Here is a 19,803-nt window from a genome sequence, read left to right as displayed (position 1 = left end):
ACCGGGATGATTGCTTGGCTGGCGATTCCATTATTTGTAGGGTTTGCGGTTTATCTACTACCTCAGCTAGACCGAGCTTCGGCCTTTACGGTAATGCTCGTTTCTATCTGCGTAGGGCTTTTTCAGGTTTCTTTGCCTTCGCCACTAACAATGCAGCTAGTAGACAGCTTCGGCGTCACGTTGCTGGTCAACCAGATGAGTGGGTATTTTGTGCTGCTAAATGCGCTAGTGATGATGGCCGTCGTGCTCTATTGCTGGCCAACTGAGAAGGGTGCTTTTTTCTATACGCAGATCCTAATCTTGCATGGTAGTGTGAATGCCATTTTTGTCTGTGCGGACTTCATGAGTCTGTATGTGGGGCTAGAAGTAATTGGGGTGTCGGCTTTTTTGCTGATGGTCTATCCACGAACGGACCGGGCGCTTTGGATCGGACTGCGCTATCTGCTGATCAGTAATACAGCAATGCTGTTTTATCTGCTAGGAGCCGTACTGGTCTATCAAGCCAATCAGTCTTTTGCCTTTACTGGGTTAGCCACCGCACCAAAAGAGGCGATCGCGCTAATCTTTGTCGGACTGTTGACCAAAGGCGGTATCTTTGTCTCTGGTCTGTGGCTCCCACTAACTCATTCACAATCCGACACGCCTGTTTCTGCCTTGCTATCTGGCGCAGTGATTAAAACGGGCGCATTTCCCCTAGTGCGCTGCGCATTGCTCGTTGAAGAAATCTCACCTATTGTTCAATTTTTTGGGGTGGCGACGGCTGTATTGGGAACTAGCTGCGCCATTTTGGAGAAAGACACTAAGCGGCTGCTAGCGTGGAGCACAATCTCACAGATGGGATTTGTCCTGGTTGCCCCAGTCGTCGCTGGCCTATACGCGCTGAGCCACGGCCTTGCTAAGGCAATGCTTTTTTTGATTGCTGGTAACTTGCCGAGCCGTCAGTTTGAGGTGCTACAGCAATCGCCGCTAAAGCGAGAGCTGTGGGCTGGGCTTGCGATCGCCTCCCTTTCGATCTCAGGTTTTCCGCTACTAGCAGGCTATGGAGCAAAGGCACTGACGCTTGAGGCCTTAAGCGGCTGGCCGCTGTGGATACTTAGCATCACAGCTGTTGGTAGCGCGATCGCTTTTGCAAAGTTCATATTCCTGCCGTTTGTAACTAGCTCTGAAGCCAGCGAATCCTTGGTTGCAAGCGATCTTTCTATAGCAGCTAAATCTTCGAAGGGTAGAACGGATAGTTGGTTTTGGGCAGCTATAGTGCTGCTGACGGTGGGGCTAGTAGCTGTTAGCGGGCTGACATTAGAAGCCTACAACGTTCAGAAGATAGTCCAATCGCTAGGGACGATTGCGGCTGGCTGGCTGGCCTATCTGCTGATATTCAAAAGAGTTAAAACAGCTTTGCCTAAAGCGCCCGAACGGTTTGAGCATCTAGTAGGGGCTATGAGCCTAGTACTAGTCATATTTCTGTGGGGTATCTCGAGGAAGGGTTCGATATGAATAGGCTCTTTGGCTTTATTTTCAAGCTGACACTCTGGCTGCTGCTAACAGCAGATACAGGCCCAACTAATGTAATCATTGGCATAGCGCTCGCCGCGCTGCTCCCGCATCAAAGAGTGAGGTCATCAGATGCTTCAAGGCCGCGCTCTGATTCCTTAAGAGAGTGGTTAAGCGTAGGCCGCAAACTAATTATTGCCATTCCAACCGCGTATATAGAAGCGGTAGAGATGATTTTTCGACCTCATTCACATGAGACAGTTGGGCCCATTAGATCTAAGCCTAGAAGGCCGCCTGCTTTGGTTTTTTTAGACGTGTTTTTGATTACTTACACGCCCAAAACAATTGTTATCCGACATGATGAGAACAATTTTTATGAGGTTCACTATGTAGAACCTCCTCGTCAGAACAGACGCAGCAAACAGGAGCAGCTATGAATGGATTGTTGATTGTGATGATTTTGGCGTTGTTGATTCCTATCGCAAGCGCCTGTCGCGATGAGGGCGTCTGGGAGCGAATGCTAGCGTTTGCCAGCATCTCTACGAAGACTTCTTTAATTGTGCTGATAATTTCAGTGCTAAGAGATGATTGGATGATTGGGCTAGCTGGTGTGTTAATTCTGAGCATGGGAAATGCGGCGGTGATGCTACTGTCGCAAGCGTTGAGGCTAGTAGAGAGTGACTGAAACAATTATGAATTCTCTAAGTTTGTTTTGTATGGGTGTAGGGACTGTGTTCTGGGTGTGGGGTAGCTGGCCGCTGCTGGGTAACCGCGGTATTTTGTTTAAGCTGCATGCGCTTTCAGTTTCCGACACGCTAGGATCGATGGCCATTGTCGTCGGACTGTTGTTTCGAATTCCTAGAGAATGGCCTTTGTTAGTGCTTGCTCTGATTTCTCTTTGTGTTTGGAATACGGTTTTGGGCTACGTGCTTGCTTACTCTTGTACAGTTTGCGGTGCGGCTGGCCCTACAGTTAATTCGAAAGGCAATTCTACAATAGGAGGCCTAGATGCTTGAGTATCTTTTTGGGAGTTTCTCAGAGAGCCTAATAGACCAGAGCTACCTGCTGGTAATTGTGGCATTAATGCCGATGGTAAGTGGTTTGCTGGTGTTCCAGACGAGCCCTTATCAGGCGCTGATACTCAGAGGAATTTTGGGTGCGATCGCCGCGCTGGTCTATGCTCTGTTCGGCGCCGCCGACGTAGCCCTAACCGAGGCTCTAGTCGGTACGATGCTGTCGATGACGCTCTATATCGTAGCTATCTTCTCCTCTCGAAAGTCAGAACAAGAATCGAGTCAACCACTTTCAAGCAAGACCATGGAGGAATCATCATGAGAAACCTCTATCTCGCTGCGGGAGTCATCTTATTTATAGAGATTCTAATCTCTCCTAGTTTTCTGCCTTCGGTAACGCTAATGGGTACTGCAGTAGATCCTGGGGGGACACTTGGAGTCTCAATTGTTGATGCTATCGCTCAGGAAAGCGAAGTTCCGAACACGGTTTCTGGGATTATCTTTAGAAATCGGCTATACGACACCATCTTCGAGGTCGTTGTTTTTACACTGGCGATTATGGGCGTCCGATTTTTGCTCTCTGATGAGCAGCCAGCTAGTAACATTCGTCAATTCACCGACTACCCGTCAATTGTATTAGCCAAACTAGGCGCTACGATTGCGGCGTTGATTGCAGTCGAGCTGGCCATTCGAGGTCACCTTAGTCCAGGCGGTGGATTTGCGGCGGGTGTAGCGGGAGGCACAGCGATTGGCCTAGTGGTGATTGTTTCTGATGCGAAGCTGATGGAAACACTATATCAGCGCTGGCGAGCATCGACTTTAGAGAAAGTTTCTGTTCTGATTTTTATCGTATTTTCAGCGCTGTCCTTATCTGGGGTAATGGCGCCAGACTTGGTACCAAAAGGCACGCTACTATATGGCGGTTGGATTCCTGTATTGAATATCCTGGTTGCTGTTAAGGTTGCCTTGGGCAGCTGGTCTGCTGTGCTGTTGTTTATTCGCTATAGAGGGTTACTGTGAGTGTGAGTCTTTAGACAGCTAATCTATCCCCGAGCAATCGAACAAAGCCCTTCCACTAACCAGAGATCTCTTCAGAAGAGTCTTCGTGACAGAAGCTTTTGTGATGGCTGTAACAAATGAAACCGTCAAACGCTCTTTTCCACTTAGGTCTAGCAATTTTCTGCCTAAAGATACATTGACTCTAAAACGTAGTTATGGAGATTGAGAACAGTGAATTTTCACTAGATTATTTCTCTAGATTAGACCACCTAATTTAATACCGTGCTATCTTAAATGCAGTCCGTACAACTGCTTTAACAACAGAATAACTAAACGTTTAAAGAAAAAGATTAACTACTAGAACGATCTAAGTAGATCAGCTTAATTTGATTGAGGATTCAACCAAGCTTCGAGATAACTTCTTTGAAAATGAGCTTCTAAGCTTACCTGCACTGAATTATTTTGTATGTGCGCCAGTCATCGTGCTGGCAGACTTAATTCTAAGACGCTGGTTGAGGAGGAATGTATCAAGTTCTTGTCATCTTTAATTGAATTTGCTTGTCTTTAGGGGTAGTTCTCTCGTCGTTTGTGCATCAGTCGCTATCTAGCTCAGATATGACCACTTCTATTGCTCCTATGCCCGTCGCTTCTGTATTTCAGGCTTTTATAGCCCATCAAAAAGCCAAGCCACTAGCTACTACTTCTAGCTTAGAGAACGATCTTAGATCACTCTTCTCTACGGAAGCGTTCAACAATCTAATCTTGACGCTAATAAACAGCCCAGCTTTCTCTGCGAACCTGGGAGAAGAGTTTGCTGCCGTGGAAGCGATCGCCGGAATATCTGCCTGCCGCAGCTTAAGAAGCTGCCTTAACTTTTCATTAGGTCAGTTTTTTATTACGCTAGCTGAGCTGTTCTCTGCTTTTGATTCAGCGACAGGAGAGCAGTGGTATGCGCTTGCCAATCGGGTGCTTCAGTCTGATCTAAATGATGTGAAAGTGCTGAGCTATCTTTTGCAAGGGGAGCGAAAAGACTTCTATACAGATCTCGTAGGGCAGTTGACTGAGTCGAATCCACACGCTATCTATCCTACATCTTGTTTTAGAGAGAGTGCTGGTTTTGTTGAAAGCACCGCAGATGATCAAACGGTAGAAGCGGTGGTAAGTACCCGTACATTTACCACTGTCAGAATCGTCGACAACACACTAAATGTTGACAACCTGCTTCTAAGAGATGTTTACATTGCACATGGACGCTGCGTTTGTCTGATTGATCAAAACGTAGAACAGTATTATGGCGAAAGACTAGAGTACTACTTCGCGCATCACAATATTCCGCTACATAAACGGGTGCATAGAGCTATGGAAGTAGACAAAGGCATCTATACCGTAGAGAAGATGCTGGGAGAGTTTAAGCAATTAGGAGTCTCTCGTAACGAACCTGTCTTGCTTGTAGGCGGTGGCGTTCTAGCTGATACAGGTGGGCTAGCCTGCGCGCTTTATCATCGCAATACTCCATATGTAATGCTTTCTACCTCTATTGTGGCTGGAGTTGACGCAGGACCATCGCCTCGGACATGTTGCGACGGTTTTGGCTACAAAAATCTCTTTGGTGCCTATCATCCCCCTATTCTTTCTATCACCGACCGCTTCTTCTTTAGCACGCTTAGAGAGGGCTGGCTGCGTCATGGCATCATTGAGATTATCAAAATGGCTGTCATTAAAGACATCGAACTGTTCGAAGCTTTAGAAGTGGCTGGACCCAGACTTATCTCTACTCGGTTTGGGACTACGGGTACTCAAGATGATCAGAGTATCAACGCACTTTCACAGAAGATTTTAGGTGGCGCTATTCGGAGCTACGTTGCCGCCGAATACAACAACCTGTACGAAACACATCAATGCCGTCCTCATGCCTACGGCCATACCTGGTCTCCTGGATTTGAGATTGAGGCGGGCTTGTTACACGGTCATGCAGTTGCCATTGGTATGGGATTCGGCGCGTATCTTAGCTGTCGTATGAACTGGATTAGTGAAGCTGAATTCCATCGAATTATGACTTTGATTAGCTCATTTGGTCTGAGCTTGTGGCATGACGTTCTTAATAACAAAGAGACGTTGTGGGCTTCGCAGCAGAAGATCTATCAAAAACGAGGTCAGAACTTGGTGGCGCCCTTACCTAAGGGTGAGATAGGTCAGTGTGGCTATTTGAACGAGTTGAGCAAAGCGGATTTGTTCCAGGCCATTGATGACTATACCGACATTTGCGCTAGCTACCCCAGAGGCGGTTGGGGAGTTGAACCCCACTGTAGCGATGTGGGGCTAGAAGATCCTTCTACGGTTGGTCAACCGCTCTCCTCGCCCTTACTACTAGAGGAAGAAAGCTCTCTAGGGGCGCTATCGATAGCGTAGTTCTCATTTGAGACTTAGAGACTAAAATTCGTGCCGTCTCTTTGGGTATCTCTCTACCTAGAGGCGCTAGAGACTGCATCTGTAGAAATCTATCCTAGCAGAAGAGGTAGCTCGTAACCGAGTGAGGACGTTCATGAAGAACGTTTATGCAGAAAATGTGCTTAGAGCGTGTATGGCTAGCGTCGGATACTTGGCCCAAAGACACGTCTGTGCTCACGCATCCTTGCCAAACACTCTGCGCTTTTATATCACTTTTATACCACTTTCATACCAAAGGTTTCTCCCTAAAAATTAATGTATGGGGCAAAGTAGCTGATGCTACAGAGGAAAACTGCTCCGATTGGACTAGCCCAGCTCACTGGTTCAACTTACTGGCTCAATTTAATCGATCGACTTATGACAATTAGACCTACATCTCCTAAGGAGACAGCCTGGCCAGTAGCCCGGCCGGTTACTCCGCACGGCATACTCGTAGAGCAACTAGAACGGCTTCAATCGGCTGCTGAAACCGAGTCCGTTACTGCTCAATTTAAAGCAGATCTATCACAGACGACTCGTCTAGCCGCTGGTCTTGATCCTTATCTAGAAGCTTGTACGACGGCTGAGTCTCCTGCCCTAGCACAGCTAGCCAAAGCCACACAGCAGGAAGACTGGAGTAAACACTTTGATAGTGGTGCGACGGTCAAAGAACTAGAGCAAGAGATGCTCTCAGGTCATATTGAAGGACAGTTCTTGAAGATGTTAGTGGCGATCAGCCAATCTAAGCGAGTGCTAGAGATTGGTATGTTTACCGGATATTCCGCGTTGGCGATCGCAGAGGCCCTGCCCGAAGACGGTTTGTTGATTGCCTGTGAAGTGGACGCCTACGCTGCAAAGTTTGCCCAGCGATGTTTTGAGGCCTCCTCGCACGGCGATAAAATTCAGGTAAAAGTTGCTCCTGCTGCAGAAACGCTGCGTGAATTGGCCACAGCGGGCGAATCTTTTGACATAGCCTTTATCGACGCAGACAAGGGTGGCTACATCGACTATGTCAATCTTCTGCTGGAGTCTTCGCTACTGACACCTGATGGATTTATCTGCATAGACAATACGTTAATGCAAGGTCAGCCTTACCTTGATAAGACTAGTCGAACCGCTAATGGAGAAGCGATTACCCAGTTTAATCAATTCCTTACTGAAGACGACCGAATAGAACAGGTGATGCTACCTATTCGAGATGGCTTCACCTTGATCAAGCGGCGTTCTGATAGGCCTGTATAGCCAAGAGCAGAGTAAGCCAGAGCCAGCAAGCTAAAACACAGCAACAAAAATCATATGTCACAGGTTCTAGCCCCACCACAGCCTAGCGCTAATCTTCTCACCAACTTCTTGCTAGTATTCTTCAAAAATGTAGGCACGCTGTGCTTGCTGCTGCTCTTACTGCCGCTAAACGTCAGCCTGATTCTCTCATCTATTGCAGTAAATGCTCTTTACGAGAAAGTAGGTTCAAAGCGGCAGTTGAAACTGCCTAACGAAAATACCCAAACGGTGCTCGAAAGCAAGAGAATCCTCATTACGGGTGCGAAAATGACGAAAGCGCTGCAGCTCGCTCGCTCTTTTCATCGCGATGGCCATGAAGTATATTTGGTCGAAACCCATAAGTACTGGCTGAGCGGACATCGGTTCTCTAGATCTGTTAAGCAATTTTTCACGGTCCCTGCTCCAGAGAAAGACAGTACTGGCTATTGTCAGGCGCTCGTAGAAATTGCAAGAGACCACGATATCGATCTGTTTATTCCTGTTTCTAGTCCGGTTGCTAGCTATTATGATTCTCTTGCCAAAGTAGCGCTCTCGCCCTACTGCGAGTCTCTTCATCTAGATCCGGAAGAAACTGCGCTTTTGGATGACAAGCACGCCTTTTGTAGCAAAGCTGCGACACTGGGTCTGTCTGCGCCTAAAGTCTTTCGGATCACCGATCCGCAGCAGATCCTAGCGTTTGATTTTGAAAGTGATGGCCGTCAGTACATTATCAAGAGCATTCCCTACGATTCGGTGCTGAGGCTAGATCTGACTAAATTGCCGTTTGAAGGCATGGAGGATTATGTGCGATCGCTTCCTATCAGCGAAGATAAACCTTGGGTGATGCAAGAATTCATTCGCGGTCAAGAATACTGCTTTCACGCCACTGCTCGTAAAGGGAAGATCAGACTCCACTGCTGCTCAAAATCTTCTCCATTTCAGATCAATTACGAACAGGTTGATAATCCTGCGCTCTATCGATGGGTAGAGACCTTCATTCGAGAAATGAACCTCACAGGTCAAATCTGTTTTGACCTGGTTCAAACTGAAAACGCTCAGGTCTACCCCATCGAGTGTAACCCTCGCCTGCATTCGGCCATTACCATGTTCCACGATCACCCTGGCGTCGCTAGAGCTTATCTCACCGACAGTGAACCTAACGAGCCACCTATCACACCACTACCTAATAGCCAGCCAACCTACTGGACTTACCACGAGCTTTGGAGGTTACTCAGTATTCGTTCTGTCAATGACTTTAGTACCTGGTGGAACAAAGTCACCGTTGGAACCGATGCTGTCCTTAGCCCTGACGACCCGCTGCCTTTTTTAATGCTGCACAACTGGCAAATTCCTTTGCTTTTACTCGATAACCTGCGTCGGCTCAAAGGCTGGGTCAAAATCGATTTTAACATTGGCAAACTTGTCGAACTTGGCGGCGACTAAACTCCCCACTACAAAAACAATGACAACTATCCAAAATCCCAACAGCGAAGCCAAGCAGAAAGTCTTTGATCTTATGCTCGCCTTTGTTAAAAGCCAGTGCCTCTACGTTTCTGCTCGCTTAGGCATTTTTGATCTGCTAGACGATAGTGGAGAACAATCTGTAGACTCGCTAGCTGAGCAAACGAACACTGACGCCGATAGGCTGTATTTCATTCTTAGGGGGCTTGCGCACGTAGACATTCTCGAAGAAAAGCCGGGTAGGATTTTTGCCCCGACAGAGGCTTCTAGCCTGCTTGTGACGAACAAAGCGCCTTCTGCTGGTCACCTGGCTATGCACCTAATCGAACCTGCACAGTGGGATGCTTGGAAAGTTCTGCCTGAGGCGCTAGAGAAAGGTGTTGTTCCCTTTGAACTTGCTAATGGTAAAGGCGTCTATCCCTACTGCTATGAAAACGAATGGAGCAAGGATACTTTTATCAAGGCAATGAGCTTTCTAACAGACTCTCAGGTAGAGGGGCTATTAGAGGCTTATGATTTTGGTCAGTATAAGTGTGTGATGGATGTAGGCGGCGGACAGGGCGGGCTAATTGCCAGTATCGTCAAGCGCTACGGCTGCAAGGGTATTCTCTTTGACTTACCAGATGTTGCCCATACGGCTAAAGACTACATTGCTAAACGAGGGGTCGATCCAGACGTAATTGAAATTAAGACTGGGAATGTCTTTGAGTCAATACCGCAGGGGGCAGATGCCATTGTCATGAAACACTTTATCTCCGCGTGGAGTGATGTGGACGCGAAGAAAATTCTGGCTAATTGCAAAGTAGCGCTACCAGCCGATGGCCGGCTAATTCTACTACAGTCTTTTGTTCCAGATATTGACGAACCAAAGATAGAAGCCGATGGGATTATGCCAGGTATCTTTGCTGTACAAATCAATGTTGCTACGCCAGGTGGTGGCTGGCGTACGAAAAAGCAGTTTCAAACATTGTTTGAAGAAAGTGGCTTCAAGCTCGAAAGAACTATCAGAACCTCGAATAGTCTTTCAGGAATGGAATTTAGTGTGGCGTAGCTTTCAGTATGGAACACTTATGCCTGGTAGTATTTGCGATATCTACTGGTTTGGAGTGGGCCTATGGAACGACTGGTTGGACTATTAGGGCTAGGTGTATTCGTTGGATTTGCTTATTTGGTGTCTGTCAACCGTCAGGCGGTACGCTGGCGACCGGTACTGTGGGGATTTGCGCTCCAGATATTTTTTGCGCTGATTATCTTGAGAACGGCGGTAGGGTTAGCCGTCTTTCAATGGTTGGGAAATATCGTTAGCGCTTTTCTAGACTACTCAGACGCAGGTGCTTCTTTTGTTTTCGGTGAAAATTTTGAAGACTTTTTCTTTGCATTTAAGGTGCTGCCGACGATTGTCTTTTTCTCTGCCTTCATCAGTATGCTGTATCACTATGGAATTTTGCAGTTTGTGGTGAATGCGATCGCCCGCCTGATGGTTCGCACCATGAAAACCTCAGGCTCTGAAACCCTCTCTGTCGCTGGCAATATCTTTGTGGGTCAAACCGAAGCGCCGCTACTGATCAAACCCTACGTTTCTAGCATGACTATGTCTGAGCTGCATGCGGTGATGACTGGCGGCTTTGCTACGATTGCCGGGGGCGTTTTGGCAGCGTATGTCTCTTTTGGTATTCCTGCTGAGCATTTGATCGCGGCCTCAGTGATGTCGGCTCCAGCAGCGCTGGCCATTTCCAAAATTATGTTTCCAGAGACCGAAGACTCTCCTACCAAAGGAAATGTCAAACTGATTGTTGAAAAGACGAGCGTCAATGGCATTGATGCACTGACCACCGGTACTTTAGACGGACTGCGCTTAGCCCTAAATGTCGGTGCTATCATCATTGCTTTTCTTGGCATATTGGCGGCTGCGAATGCTTTGATCGGCTTTTTTGGTGGACTAGTTGGCTATCCAGAACTTTCTTTAGAATCTATCTTGGCGGTATTGCTAGCGCCGATTGCTTGGCTAATGGGTGTTCAATGGGCCGACTGTAGCGCGGTGGGTACGCTGCTAGGAAAGAAGACAATTCTCAATGAATTTATTGCCTATCTCGATTTGCAAGCCTTGATAGAAGAGAATGCTATTTCGGAGCGATCGATTGTGATTGCTACCTATGCGCTGTGTGGCTTTGCGAACGTCGGCTCAATTGGCATTCAGATTGGTGGCATTGGTGGTATTGCTCCTAAACGGCAATCAGATCTGGCTAAGATTAGTATTAGGGCAATGGTCGCAGGGACGCTCGCCTGTTTTACCACTGCTTGTATCGCTGGAATATTGCTGTGAGGGGACTGTAGTGATTCAAGCTTAGATCTACACGCTGCCCCTTTTGTAAGGCTGAGAAAGGAAAAAGAGTGTCAAGTCGATACGGTTGTTCTCTGAGTTGATGCTTAATAAGCAATCGAGAAGAACTCGGGAAGATTTCTAGCCGTCTGTGATCTCTTACCTATGCTTGTTTCTATCGTCTTTTATCAAGTATAAGAAGTCAGTCATAAGTCATACAAACTCAGTCATGATCTCACTCATCGATTGGATGAGATAGAGGTGTTCAAAAGTAGCTGCGACGAATGGCCTACGTAAACAGGCTGTTGCAGTGAAGCCTCTATAGAAGGACAGCAAAATGACTTTTCCAGCACAGTTTGATTTAAGTTCGCTCGACGGTAGCAACGGCTTCGTCATTAATGCCATCGATGCCAGTTTTAACTCCATACGTAGGGTGAGCAATGCAGGTGATATTAACGGCGACGGCTTCGATGACATTATCCTTGGCGCCGATGCTGCCGACCCCATGCAGGAAGGCAAAAGCTACGTCGTGTTTGGCAGTAACACGGGTTTTGCCGCTCTTGACCTTTCTAGCCTAGACGGCAGCAACGGCTTCGTCATCAACGGCGTCGACGCATATGACTTCTTTGGAAGTTCGGTAAGCGGTGCGGGTGACATCAATGGCGATGGTATCGATGACATCATTATTGGTGCGTATGAGGCTGGATATTCTGGATATATCGGCGAGAGCTATGTGGTGTTTGGCCGCGATACAGGTTTTGGTGCGACCATAGAGGTATCTAGCTTGAATGATAGCACTGGCTTTAAACTGGAAGGCTACGAGAACTATGACCGGTTTGGACGTTCGGTAAGCGGCGCGGGCGACATCAATGGCGATGGTATTGATGACATCATTATTGGTGCGCCTAATGCCAACCCTAATGGCAACAATTCAGGCAGGAGCTACGTCGTGTTTGGCAGCAGCGATGTGGGCTTCGGTTCTGACCTCAACTTTTCCGGCTTATCGGTCAGCTTGGACGGCAGCAACGGCTTCAAACTCGATGGCATCGATGAAAACGACAGATCGGGCCACTCGGTAAGCAATGCGGGCGACGTCAATGGCGATGGTATCGATGACATCATTATTGGTGCGTATAGTGCCGACTCTAATGGCAACAGTTCAGGCGAGAGTTACGTTGTGTTTGGCCGCGCTGCCGGCTTTGCCTCTTCTCTTTCGTTTTCTAGCTTGGACGGCAGCAACGGCTTCAAACTCAATGGTATCGATGTAGGCGACAGTTCTGGTCGCTCGGTAAGCGGTGCAGGCGATATCAACGGCGATGGCATCGATGACATCATTATTGGTGCGCCTAGTGCCAACCCTAATGGCAATGATTCAGGTGAGAGCTACGTCGTGTTCGGCAGCAGTACAGGTTTCGGTGCTACTCTTGACCTTTCTAGCCTGGACGGCAGCAATGGTTTTGTTATCAATGGTATTAGTGCAGCTGACTTGTCTGGTTTCTCGGTAAGCGGTGCAGGTGATGTTAACGACGATGGTATCGATGACATCATTGTCAACGGAGGAGGCGAGAGCTACGTCGTGTATGGTAGCGATGCAGGCTTTAGCGCTACCGTCGAACTGTCTAGCTTAGATGGCAGCAACGGCTTCGTGCTTGATCAAGGTCGTGTGGTCAGTGGTGCGGGCGACGTCAACGGTGATGGCATCGATGACATCGTTATTGGTGGTTATGGAAGCGAGAACTATGTGGTGTTTGGCGCCGCTAAGTCCGAGACGCTTACCGGCACTGATGGTAATGATGTACTCATCGGCGATACGGGTAAGGACACGCTCGATGGCAAAGCTGGCAACGACTTCCTCGATGGCGATGAAGGTGACGACACGCTCTTTGGCGGAAAAGATGCAGACATCTTGATTGGTGGCGATGGCAACGACTGGCTTACCGGCGGGCAAGGCTTCGATACCCTCTATGGCGGCAACGGCAACGATACCCTACTCGGTGGTAACGGCAAAGATACGCTTATCGGCGGCAACGGCAACGATATTATCAAAGGCGAGGTGGGTAAAGATACGCTTATCGGCGGTATGGGTGATGACAATCTCTTTGGTGGTGCAGGTGACGACATCTTTGTCCTGGGAGTTGGCGAAGGCAGGGATATTATTGTTGACTTCAGTGGTCGAGACCGGATTGGCTTAGCCAGTGGACTGGGCATCGGCGACCTCTCCTTTTTCGGGAACCAAATCATACATACTGATACGGCTGAAATCCTCGCCGTTGTTAAGGGCGTAAACACTATGAGCTTGAACAACAGTCAGTTCGTACAGGTCTAGGCTCTTTCGTATCACTACCGTTCAGGCATGGAACTAATAGGGAACTGGCTACGCGCTACGGGTTATGAAATCTCTTCTAATCCCGTAGGCATCCCTTAGAAACGCTCATCTTGGGCAAGTAGATTCATTCCCGGTTCACGGTCTGAACGGTGAGGAGGTCTGTATGTGGAGTCTCATACCCCTGCCTTACTCACTACCGAAGCTTGCAGATATCAACTTTGTTGCTTTCTATATTCAAGTCTTGCTATGACAGTTACGCTAAGTACGCTACCTCAGAATCCTATGCCATTGCTGCGATCGCCCGAACTAACTGTCTCTCTAGACAAGTAGCCGATGACTGGCGCAACCTAAAGAGCAAGTAGGGGCTGTGTGATAGACGTGCAGAACAATGAGGTCGTGATCGTCGCGAGGAAATAAAATCTTGGCAGCGACTCAACCCTGAGCGTAGAGAGTCTTAACGAATGTTCACTAACCACATATACCACTGCTCTACGATCAAGCGTTCTATGTTTGCGCGATATGCTAACGCCCTAAGCGTTTGCCCCTGGCCAAACGGCTAATGCGTGAAGTACCCTATTCAACCCATCCGCTGCTAAAACCGTCCGCTACCTCTGTGGTATAGAGCAGATATATGGATACTCACATTAGGTAACCATCTATGAAAATGTGCCCAGAGTCTTTGCCACTCCGTACAAGCATAGCCTTGAAGCATCATACTCATATCACTCTCCTTATTAATTATTCGCAGAGGTGTTGAATTACTCTTCTACTCTACAGAAAGATGTTGAAGAAATTGTGAGTTTGAACAGTATAGGGAGTATGGAGTCCTGAACGTTAATAGAAAACTTTTGAATATGTTTCTTATTTACAAACTCAACTATCTTGACTACCAGGAGATATCTAATTAGAGCTAAGTTGTCGCTAATGGGAACAATAGTTGATAAGTCATCAGCGGTGATCGACGAGCATTCACTGGTCAAACGAAAGCCACTAAGCGGGAATCTCTACAATAGTTCATTTAACTACTTTTGCATAATTATTCCCGTTTGGTTTAAAGGCAACCACTACTTTTAAATCAAGCTGTTAGTTGGTTACTAATACCTAGATAATCCTCGACTTTTTCGATTCCATCCCGTTTTACTATGCACTTGGGCAGAGTGTTTATGCTACTCACTATTCGTAAAACAGATTGGTTAGAAGTATCGTACTTACTAGAGTAAATTGTTTTATCTTTTCCTTTGCTAATCCATTAAGACTTACACAAAAAGACCTATATAGTAGAAATCACCAATGACAGAGGCCACCTTAAAACTCAAAGGCATGAGCTGTGCCGCTTGTGCAAGTAATATCGAATCCGTAATTGCTCAAGTAGCAGGAATCAGCAGCATACGGGTAAATTTCGCAGCTGAGCAAGCCAGCGTTGAATATGATGAGAGCAGCACCAATATAAGAAAGATTCAGGCCGCTATCTCTGAAGCTGGTTACGAAGCGAGTGCTAGAGTCAACTTAAGCGTAAAACAAGAAGATATTCAGGCACAGGAAGAGAGGAAAGCCTATCAGAAAGAACTACTAACCAAAACAATTGTCAGCGGTATGGTTGGATTAGTCCTTACTATAGGCATGTTGCCAATGATGTTAGGTGTTAGCATTCCTAACTGGCCAATGTTTTTACATAATCCTTGGCTACAGCTTGTACTAGCAACACCTGTATTGTTTTGGTGTGGTCAGTCATTTTATACAAATGCTTGGAAAACGTTTCTGCGCCGAGCTGCCAATATGAATACGCTGGTGGCACTAGGAACTGGAGCTGCCTATATCTATTCTCTTTTTGTCACACTGTTTCCTACCGTCTTGGTGTCTAAGGGGCTAGCGCCAGATGTGTATTATGAAGCAGCAGTTGTGATTATTGCGCTATTGCTGCTAGGACGTTACCTGGAAAACAGAGCCAGAAGTCAGACTTCAGATGCCATTCGCCAGCTTATGGATTTACAGGCAAACACAGCTCATATTATTAGGAAGGGCGAAGAAGTTGAACTTCCTCTAGAAGATGTGATTGTTGGTGATGTGGTTGTTGTTCGTCCTGGTGAGAAGATTCCTGTAGATGGTGTAGTTATAGCAGGTATATCTACTGTAGATGAGTCGATGGTGACTGGAGAGCCAATGCCTGTCAAGAAAGAGCAGGGCGAAACAGTCATCGGTTCGACAATAAACAAGACAGGTAGCTTTAGGTTTAGGGCTTCGCGGGTAGGCTCTGATACTATGCTGGCGCAGATCGTCCAGCTTGTTCAAGAAGCTCAAGGATCAAAAGCACCCATCCAAAGGGTAGCCGATCAAGTAACAGGATGGTTCGTTCCGGTAGTAATTGCGATCGCGCTGCTCACTTTCATTCTCTGGTTCACCCTGATGGGGAACATTACATTAGCATTGCTGACAGCGGTAGGCGTGCTAATCATCGCCTGTCCGTGCGCTTTGGGCCTGGCAACACCAACCTCAATCATGGTGGGTACTGGTAAAGGTGCAGAAAATGGCATCCTCATCAAGAACGCCGAGAGCCTAGAACGTGCCCATAAGCTACGAGCAATTGTTGTCGATAAGACTGGAACCCTGACGGAGGGAAAACCTACCGTCACTGATTACCTAACCGTTCGTGGTACGGCAAATAGTAACGAGATTAGGCTGTTAAAAATGGCCGCAGCCGTCGAGAAAAATTCTGAGCATCCTTTAGCAGAAGCCGTCGTCAACTATGCCAAAGCGCAGGGCATTCAGCAAAGCACACTTGATGACGTTCAAGACTTTGAAGCTGTCATTGGCAAAGGCGTTCAGGCCACTGTTGAAGGCCGTTTAGTGCAGATTGGCACCGATCGCTGGATGCGAGAATTAGGCATTGATACCCAAGTGCTCCAGTCTCAACGACAGGCATGGGAAAGCGCTGCCAAAACAACGGCTTGGATCGCGCTTGATGGCAAGGTAGAAGCACTGATGGGTATCTCAGACGCTTTGAAAGAGACATCTGCTCGAGTGGTCCATACGCTTCAGAAGATGGGCTTGGAAGTAGTGATGCTAACTGGAGATAATCAGCAAACAGCAGAGGCGATCGCTAAAGCAGTCGGTATTCGTCGTGTCTTCGCAGAAGTTCGCCCTGACCAAAAAGCAGATTGGATCAAGCAGCTGCAGTCTAAATCACCCTACAAAAGTAGACAAAATAGGCAAGTGGCGATGGTCGGCGACGGCATCAATGATGCGCCTGCCCTAGCCCAAGCCGATGTTGGCATCGCGATCGGAACAGGAACAGATGTCGCGATCGCAGCTAGTGATATCACTTTAATTTCTGGCGACCTACAAGGCATCGTTACTGCCATCCAACTTAGCAAAGCCACTATCAATACCATCCGTCAAAATCTTTTCTTTGCCTTTATCTACAACGTAGCGGGTATCCCAATTGCAGCAGGCATTCTCTATCCTGTGTTTGGTTGGCTATTAAATCCTATGATTGCAGGAGCAGCAATGGCATTTAGCTCATTTTCTGTAGTCACTAACGCCCTTCGACTCAGAAACTTTCGACCAGAGATGTACTGAAAAAAAGTGTTCATTCAGGTGACTTAACTATGATGAAAACAACTTCTATGACTATCTACTCAGATAAAAAGTGGCGATTTAGGAGATGGGTTAGGGATAATCTACTTTCAAGCGCTCTTATGCATGGCGCAATAGTGAGTGTACTGGTAGGTGGACTAGTAGGCGTTTCTCCAACAGCAATGGCTCATACTATAGAAACAGACCAAAGTAAATTTCAGCGGGTCGATCAACCCATCGCTTTGAAAGTAGGGGTTGCCGCTACTGGACTTGGATTGATCGCCATAGAGCTATGGTGGTTCCTAAGCAGCCGAACCAAAGCCCAAACAAATCAAAAAACCGAAGAAGGACATCAATCTGTTCAATCCAAAAACGGCCTATAAAAATCATTCCTGCAAAGTAAGCTATCGTGCTGCTGACAGCCTGTCTTCCACCTCAACTGAAATATTCACTAGATGCACTATAGCAATGGCCGGGTGCATACTCTGCGAGAAGGCAAAGCCTACAGTCATTGCTGACGTTTGTATTTGATCTCTAGCTCCGGGAGATCTTCTAATTTTTCTAACGGATCGAAGTTGCCATTTGAAGGCGTCATCAGCATTAATCCGTCTGGAATGCACTGAATATCAAGCGGGGTAGGTCCAATCATCTCACCGTCTAGAACTACTTCTTGCTCAGGGTCTGTTGTCACCTTGACTGAGCTACAGCGGAAGTAGCCAACATCTTCTCTTTTGGTCGAGCGTTTATTAAGCGCAGTTTGAAAGAGATTATAAGATGCTGCGATCGCCCCGCCAGTCCCTTCAGGTGCAAAGATAGTAACGTCTAACAACCCATCGTATGGCACCACGCTAGAGGATCCTTGAGCTAGCACTGAAGTCGCAGGTGCAACATTGGCAACGGTGATTCCAGAGGCTCTGACGGTAATAATTCTATTGGGCGTTTCCATCACTGCTTTGAACGTTTCTAGCTCTTGCACCTGACGAAACGCCGAGAGGATGTAGGCAGCGCTACCAATCTTATTTTTAAGCTGACGATTAGCTTGAGCGATGACATCTGCTTCTAGTCCGATTCCGGCAAGCAGCAGTAAGGGTTTGCCGTTGCAGATGGCGACATCGATGTTATGAGGGTTACCCGTAAGAATTGTTCGACAGGCTTCGAGCAGATCTGTCGAGATACTAAAAGCCGATGCGATCGCATTTGCCGTTCCTCTAGGCACAATACCTAACGTCGCATTACCTTTGATCAATGCGCCAGCAACTGCCGAAACTGTACCATCTCCCCCCGAAGCGATTACGCAATCAGCGCCTCTATTGACAGCCAACGCAGCTAACTCTTCGGCAGGGTCTTCTTTTGTAGTTTCTAAAACTGTCAGCGGAGCGCTAGGTTCTATCTCGCTACGAATGGTAGCAAGATCCTGAACAGGATCTCCTTGTCCAGAGACAGGATTAAAAATCAGATAAATGTTCTTGAACATAGCAGCCGCAACAAATTGAACAAACTATCTGTAGCTTTGGCCACCTCACTCTGTACATGATTGCTCTGTACGGTTTTGCTCTACAAGTTCTACGATGAGTTCTACGATCCAGACATTGGGTCAGAAGACCGTATCAGAAGACCGTAAGAAGCCTCAATGGAGATAGCCTCAGTGAGGTAGTCTCAACGAGATTAATAGAGCAAAGTGGCTCGCTAGCATCTATAGAAGCGGTGCGATATCACAGTGGCACCTGCAACCTTCTCTATGAAGAGATGGCATCTACCAGCTAGCTCTGACAAAGCGTTAGCAGAATCTAACCAGATTAGAAGATTCTTTCATTGTTATCTTCTATACATAGATACAGATATCTAGACACGATAGGTAGATAGAAGATCTGTCACTTTACAGAGTGCGGATGGCTACTAGAGTGCGAGTAGCGACTACTGTTTACGCGGAGTCGCTTAAGACATGCCCACCGGCTAAAACCGTTACAAGGCTGATAGCCAAAGTCTTGCTAGCGCAAAACTACTCAGGAGAAAAGCTATTGGGATCACCAATAACTTCCATACCAATACTCTCACCTGCCGCAACCACAGAAGCAATCTCTACTTCTATTGGCAGATCTTTTAGGTCAGCGAGCGGATTTATGGCTTCAGAGAGACGGTCAGCGGCGATCGCGCTAAGATCGATACCCGCAGCGCTAACGCTATCCACTTCGAAGCGAAGTTGCGTATCTTTCCCGACTAACTCACCGCCGACATCAACCGTAATCCCATTAGGCAAGGCAAACTGATCGATCTGAGGTCGGATACGAAGCGCCGCTCGATTTGGCGCTTGTAGGGTCACTTCGGCTTCTCGAACGTTTCGATAAGTCTCCAGAAAATCTGATAAGTCTGGCGTTTTGACCACGGCTGTAAGACTGACGCTTTCTACATCAGAGAGTCTTTCCGTCTGTTTGTCGTAGACGACACCCGAGAGATGCAAAGAGAGCCGATCAATTACAGGTGCGCCTTCTGGCCGAACTCTTTCTCCCACAGCAACAACACTATCGGCGCTGGCCCGTTTAACATCGAGTCCTGCGATCTCGACGTCGTAGTGCTCGGCCGGACCAACGTATTTAGGCAGCTCACGTTCAATACCCTGCTCAACTAAACTAGTTGGCGTGCAGCTAGCCAAAAATAGTCCGCAAATCACCCCTGAAATACCGACTGTCAGCCGGGATGGCGAGATATGTACTTCTCTACGCGGGAGTACGATGATCATGGGTGCCCTTCGCTGAGTAGGCGCTGCTAAGTAAACGCTTGACCGATGGAGTCGGGATTTGCCTTAGGTACTGAGGACTCACTGATGATGGGTCTGTGCCCAAGAAATGCTCTTGAAACAACTCGACACCAGCTCGAAGTAAGCCGCAAAATAAGCCCCGAAATGAACGTATTGAAATAAAGCGTCAATCGTATCA

15 protein-coding genes and 1 pseudogene are annotated in these 19,803 nt (G+C 47.4%); 14 read left to right on the top strand and 2 right to left on the bottom strand.

Translation table 11 applies throughout. The annotated features are described in order from the left end of the window. Nucleotides 1–6 precede the first annotated feature (6 nt). From S7335_RS16220 to S7335_RS16155, 14 genes and pseudogenes are all read left to right on the top strand, one after another. Nucleotides 7–1,494, top strand: a complete 1,488-nt coding sequence (locus S7335_RS16220) for a cation:proton antiporter (RefSeq protein WP_006456432.1) — start codon at nucleotides 7–9, stop codon at nucleotides 1,492–1,494. Beyond that, entirely contained in the window at nucleotides 1,491–1,928 is a 438-nt protein-coding gene (locus tag S7335_RS16215; RefSeq protein ID WP_038016385.1) for a Na+/H+ antiporter subunit E, read from the top strand. The genes S7335_RS16220 and S7335_RS16215 overlap by 4 nt, the downstream gene beginning before the upstream one ends. After that, on the top strand, nucleotides 1,925–2,176 hold the full coding sequence (locus S7335_RS16210) for a hypothetical protein (RefSeq protein ID WP_006455666.1): 252 nt from the start codon (nucleotides 1,925–1,927) through the stop codon (nucleotides 2,174–2,176). The genes S7335_RS16215 and S7335_RS16210 overlap by 4 nt, the downstream gene beginning before the upstream one ends. Before the next feature lie 7 nt (nucleotides 2,177–2,183). Beyond that, a complete protein-coding gene (locus S7335_RS16205; protein WP_006454609.1) occupies nucleotides 2,184–2,507 on the top strand; it encodes a monovalent cation/H(+) antiporter subunit G in 324 nt (107 codons plus the stop codon). A 67-nt stretch (nucleotides 2,508–2,574) separates the two neighbouring features. Beyond that, nucleotides 2,575–2,763 (top strand): annotated as a pseudogene (locus S7335_RS28900) (hydrogenase subunit MbhD domain-containing protein); the annotation flags it as partial. 59 nt (nucleotides 2,764–2,822) lie between these two features. Further along, nucleotides 2,823–3,524: a Na(+)/H(+) antiporter subunit B gene (locus S7335_RS16195; protein WP_006456958.1), complete on the top strand. Its 702-nt coding sequence runs from the start codon at nucleotides 2,823–2,825 to the stop codon at nucleotides 3,522–3,524. Between the two features lie 594 nt (nucleotides 3,525–4,118). After that, complete coding sequence (locus tag S7335_RS16190; protein WP_050766003.1) at nucleotides 4,119–5,912, top strand: sedoheptulose 7-phosphate cyclase; 1,794 nt, start codon at nucleotides 4,119–4,121, stop codon at nucleotides 5,910–5,912. A 315-nt stretch (nucleotides 5,913–6,227) separates the two neighbouring features. After that, nucleotides 6,228–7,172 (top strand): O-methyltransferase, encoded by a 945-nt coding sequence (locus S7335_RS16185; RefSeq protein WP_006455008.1) that lies wholly within the window; start codon nucleotides 6,228–6,230, stop codon nucleotides 7,170–7,172. Nucleotides 7,173–7,226: 54 nt separating this feature from the next. Next, nucleotides 7,227–8,633, top strand: a complete 1,407-nt coding sequence (locus S7335_RS16180; RefSeq protein WP_006456065.1) for a hypothetical protein — start codon at nucleotides 7,227–7,229, stop codon at nucleotides 8,631–8,633. A 19-nt stretch (nucleotides 8,634–8,652) separates the two neighbouring features. Beyond that, nucleotides 8,653–9,702, top strand: a complete 1,050-nt coding sequence (locus S7335_RS16175) for a methyltransferase (protein WP_006454201.1) — start codon at nucleotides 8,653–8,655, stop codon at nucleotides 9,700–9,702. 63 nt (nucleotides 9,703–9,765) lie between these two features. Further along, nucleotides 9,766–10,974 carry a NupC/NupG family nucleoside CNT transporter gene (locus S7335_RS16170; protein WP_006456224.1) on the top strand — a complete coding sequence of 403 codons (1,209 nt, stop codon included), beginning with the start codon at nucleotides 9,766–9,768 and terminating at the stop codon, nucleotides 10,972–10,974. Between the two features lie 334 nt (nucleotides 10,975–11,308). Further along, a complete protein-coding gene (locus S7335_RS16165) occupies nucleotides 11,309–13,297 on the top strand; it encodes a calcium-binding protein (RefSeq protein WP_006454412.1) in 1,989 nt (662 codons plus the stop codon). Between the two features lie 1,290 nt (nucleotides 13,298–14,587). Further along, complete coding sequence (locus S7335_RS16160) at nucleotides 14,588–16,873, top strand: heavy metal translocating P-type ATPase (protein ID WP_006455808.1); 2,286 nt, start codon at nucleotides 14,588–14,590, stop codon at nucleotides 16,871–16,873. 119 nt (nucleotides 16,874–16,992) lie between these two features. Further along, nucleotides 16,993–17,253: a hypothetical protein gene (locus tag S7335_RS16155; protein WP_006456539.1), complete on the top strand. Its 261-nt coding sequence runs from the start codon at nucleotides 16,993–16,995 to the stop codon at nucleotides 17,251–17,253. A gap of 125 nt (nucleotides 17,254–17,378) precedes the next feature. Here the strand turns inward: S7335_RS16155 and S7335_RS16150 are convergent, their stop codons facing one another. After that, nucleotides 17,379–18,344, bottom strand: coding sequence for a YegS/Rv2252/BmrU family lipid kinase (locus S7335_RS16150; RefSeq protein WP_006456535.1), 966 nt, complete (start codon nucleotides 18,342–18,344; stop codon nucleotides 17,379–17,381). 525 nt (nucleotides 18,345–18,869) lie between these two features. Beyond that, nucleotides 18,870–19,607 (bottom strand): DUF2993 domain-containing protein, encoded by a 738-nt coding sequence (locus tag S7335_RS16145; protein ID WP_006457080.1) that lies wholly within the window; start codon nucleotides 19,605–19,607, stop codon nucleotides 18,870–18,872. Between the last annotated feature and the right edge of the window lie 196 nt (nucleotides 19,608–19,803).

Origin of the sequence: Synechococcus sp. PCC 7335 (assembly GCF_000155595.1) — a bacterium.
GTDB lineage: Bacteria > Cyanobacteriota > Cyanobacteriia > Phormidesmidales > Phormidesmidaceae > Phormidesmis.
Note: the sequence above shows the minus strand (reverse complement) of the source record. Positions and strands in the feature narration are given on the sequence as shown.

Coding starts and splice junctions, on each gene's coding strand:
- S7335_RS16165 (WP_006454412.1), top strand. CDS start 11,309: ATGACTTTTCCAGCACAGTTTGATTTAAGTTCGCTCGACGGTAGCAAC.
- S7335_RS16145 (WP_006457080.1), bottom strand. CDS start 19,607: ATGATCATCGTACTCCCGCGTAGAGAAGTACATATCTCGCCATCCCGG.
- S7335_RS16215 (WP_038016385.1), top strand. CDS start 1,491: ATGAATAGGCTCTTTGGCTTTATTTTCAAGCTGACACTCTGGCTGCTG.
- S7335_RS16220 (WP_006456432.1), top strand. CDS start 7: ATGATTGCTTGGCTGGCGATTCCATTATTTGTAGGGTTTGCGGTTTAT.
- S7335_RS16195 (WP_006456958.1), top strand. CDS start 2,823: ATGAGAAACCTCTATCTCGCTGCGGGAGTCATCTTATTTATAGAGATT.
- S7335_RS16185 (WP_006455008.1), top strand. CDS start 6,228: ATGCTACAGAGGAAAACTGCTCCGATTGGACTAGCCCAGCTCACTGGT.
- S7335_RS16210 (WP_006455666.1), top strand. CDS start 1,925: ATGAATGGATTGTTGATTGTGATGATTTTGGCGTTGTTGATTCCTATC.
- S7335_RS16160 (WP_006455808.1), top strand. CDS start 14,588: ATGACAGAGGCCACCTTAAAACTCAAAGGCATGAGCTGTGCCGCTTGT.
- S7335_RS16175 (WP_006454201.1), top strand. CDS start 8,653: ATGACAACTATCCAAAATCCCAACAGCGAAGCCAAGCAGAAAGTCTTT.
- S7335_RS16170 (WP_006456224.1), top strand. CDS start 9,766: ATGGAACGACTGGTTGGACTATTAGGGCTAGGTGTATTCGTTGGATTT.
- S7335_RS16150 (WP_006456535.1), bottom strand. CDS start 18,344: ATGTTCAAGAACATTTATCTGATTTTTAATCCTGTCTCTGGACAAGGA.
- S7335_RS16190 (WP_050766003.1), top strand. CDS start 4,119: ATGACCACTTCTATTGCTCCTATGCCCGTCGCTTCTGTATTTCAGGCT.
- S7335_RS16155 (WP_006456539.1), top strand. CDS start 16,993: ATGCATGGCGCAATAGTGAGTGTACTGGTAGGTGGACTAGTAGGCGTT.
- S7335_RS16205 (WP_006454609.1), top strand. CDS start 2,184: ATGAATTCTCTAAGTTTGTTTTGTATGGGTGTAGGGACTGTGTTCTGG.
- S7335_RS16180 (WP_006456065.1), top strand. CDS start 7,227: ATGTCACAGGTTCTAGCCCCACCACAGCCTAGCGCTAATCTTCTCACC.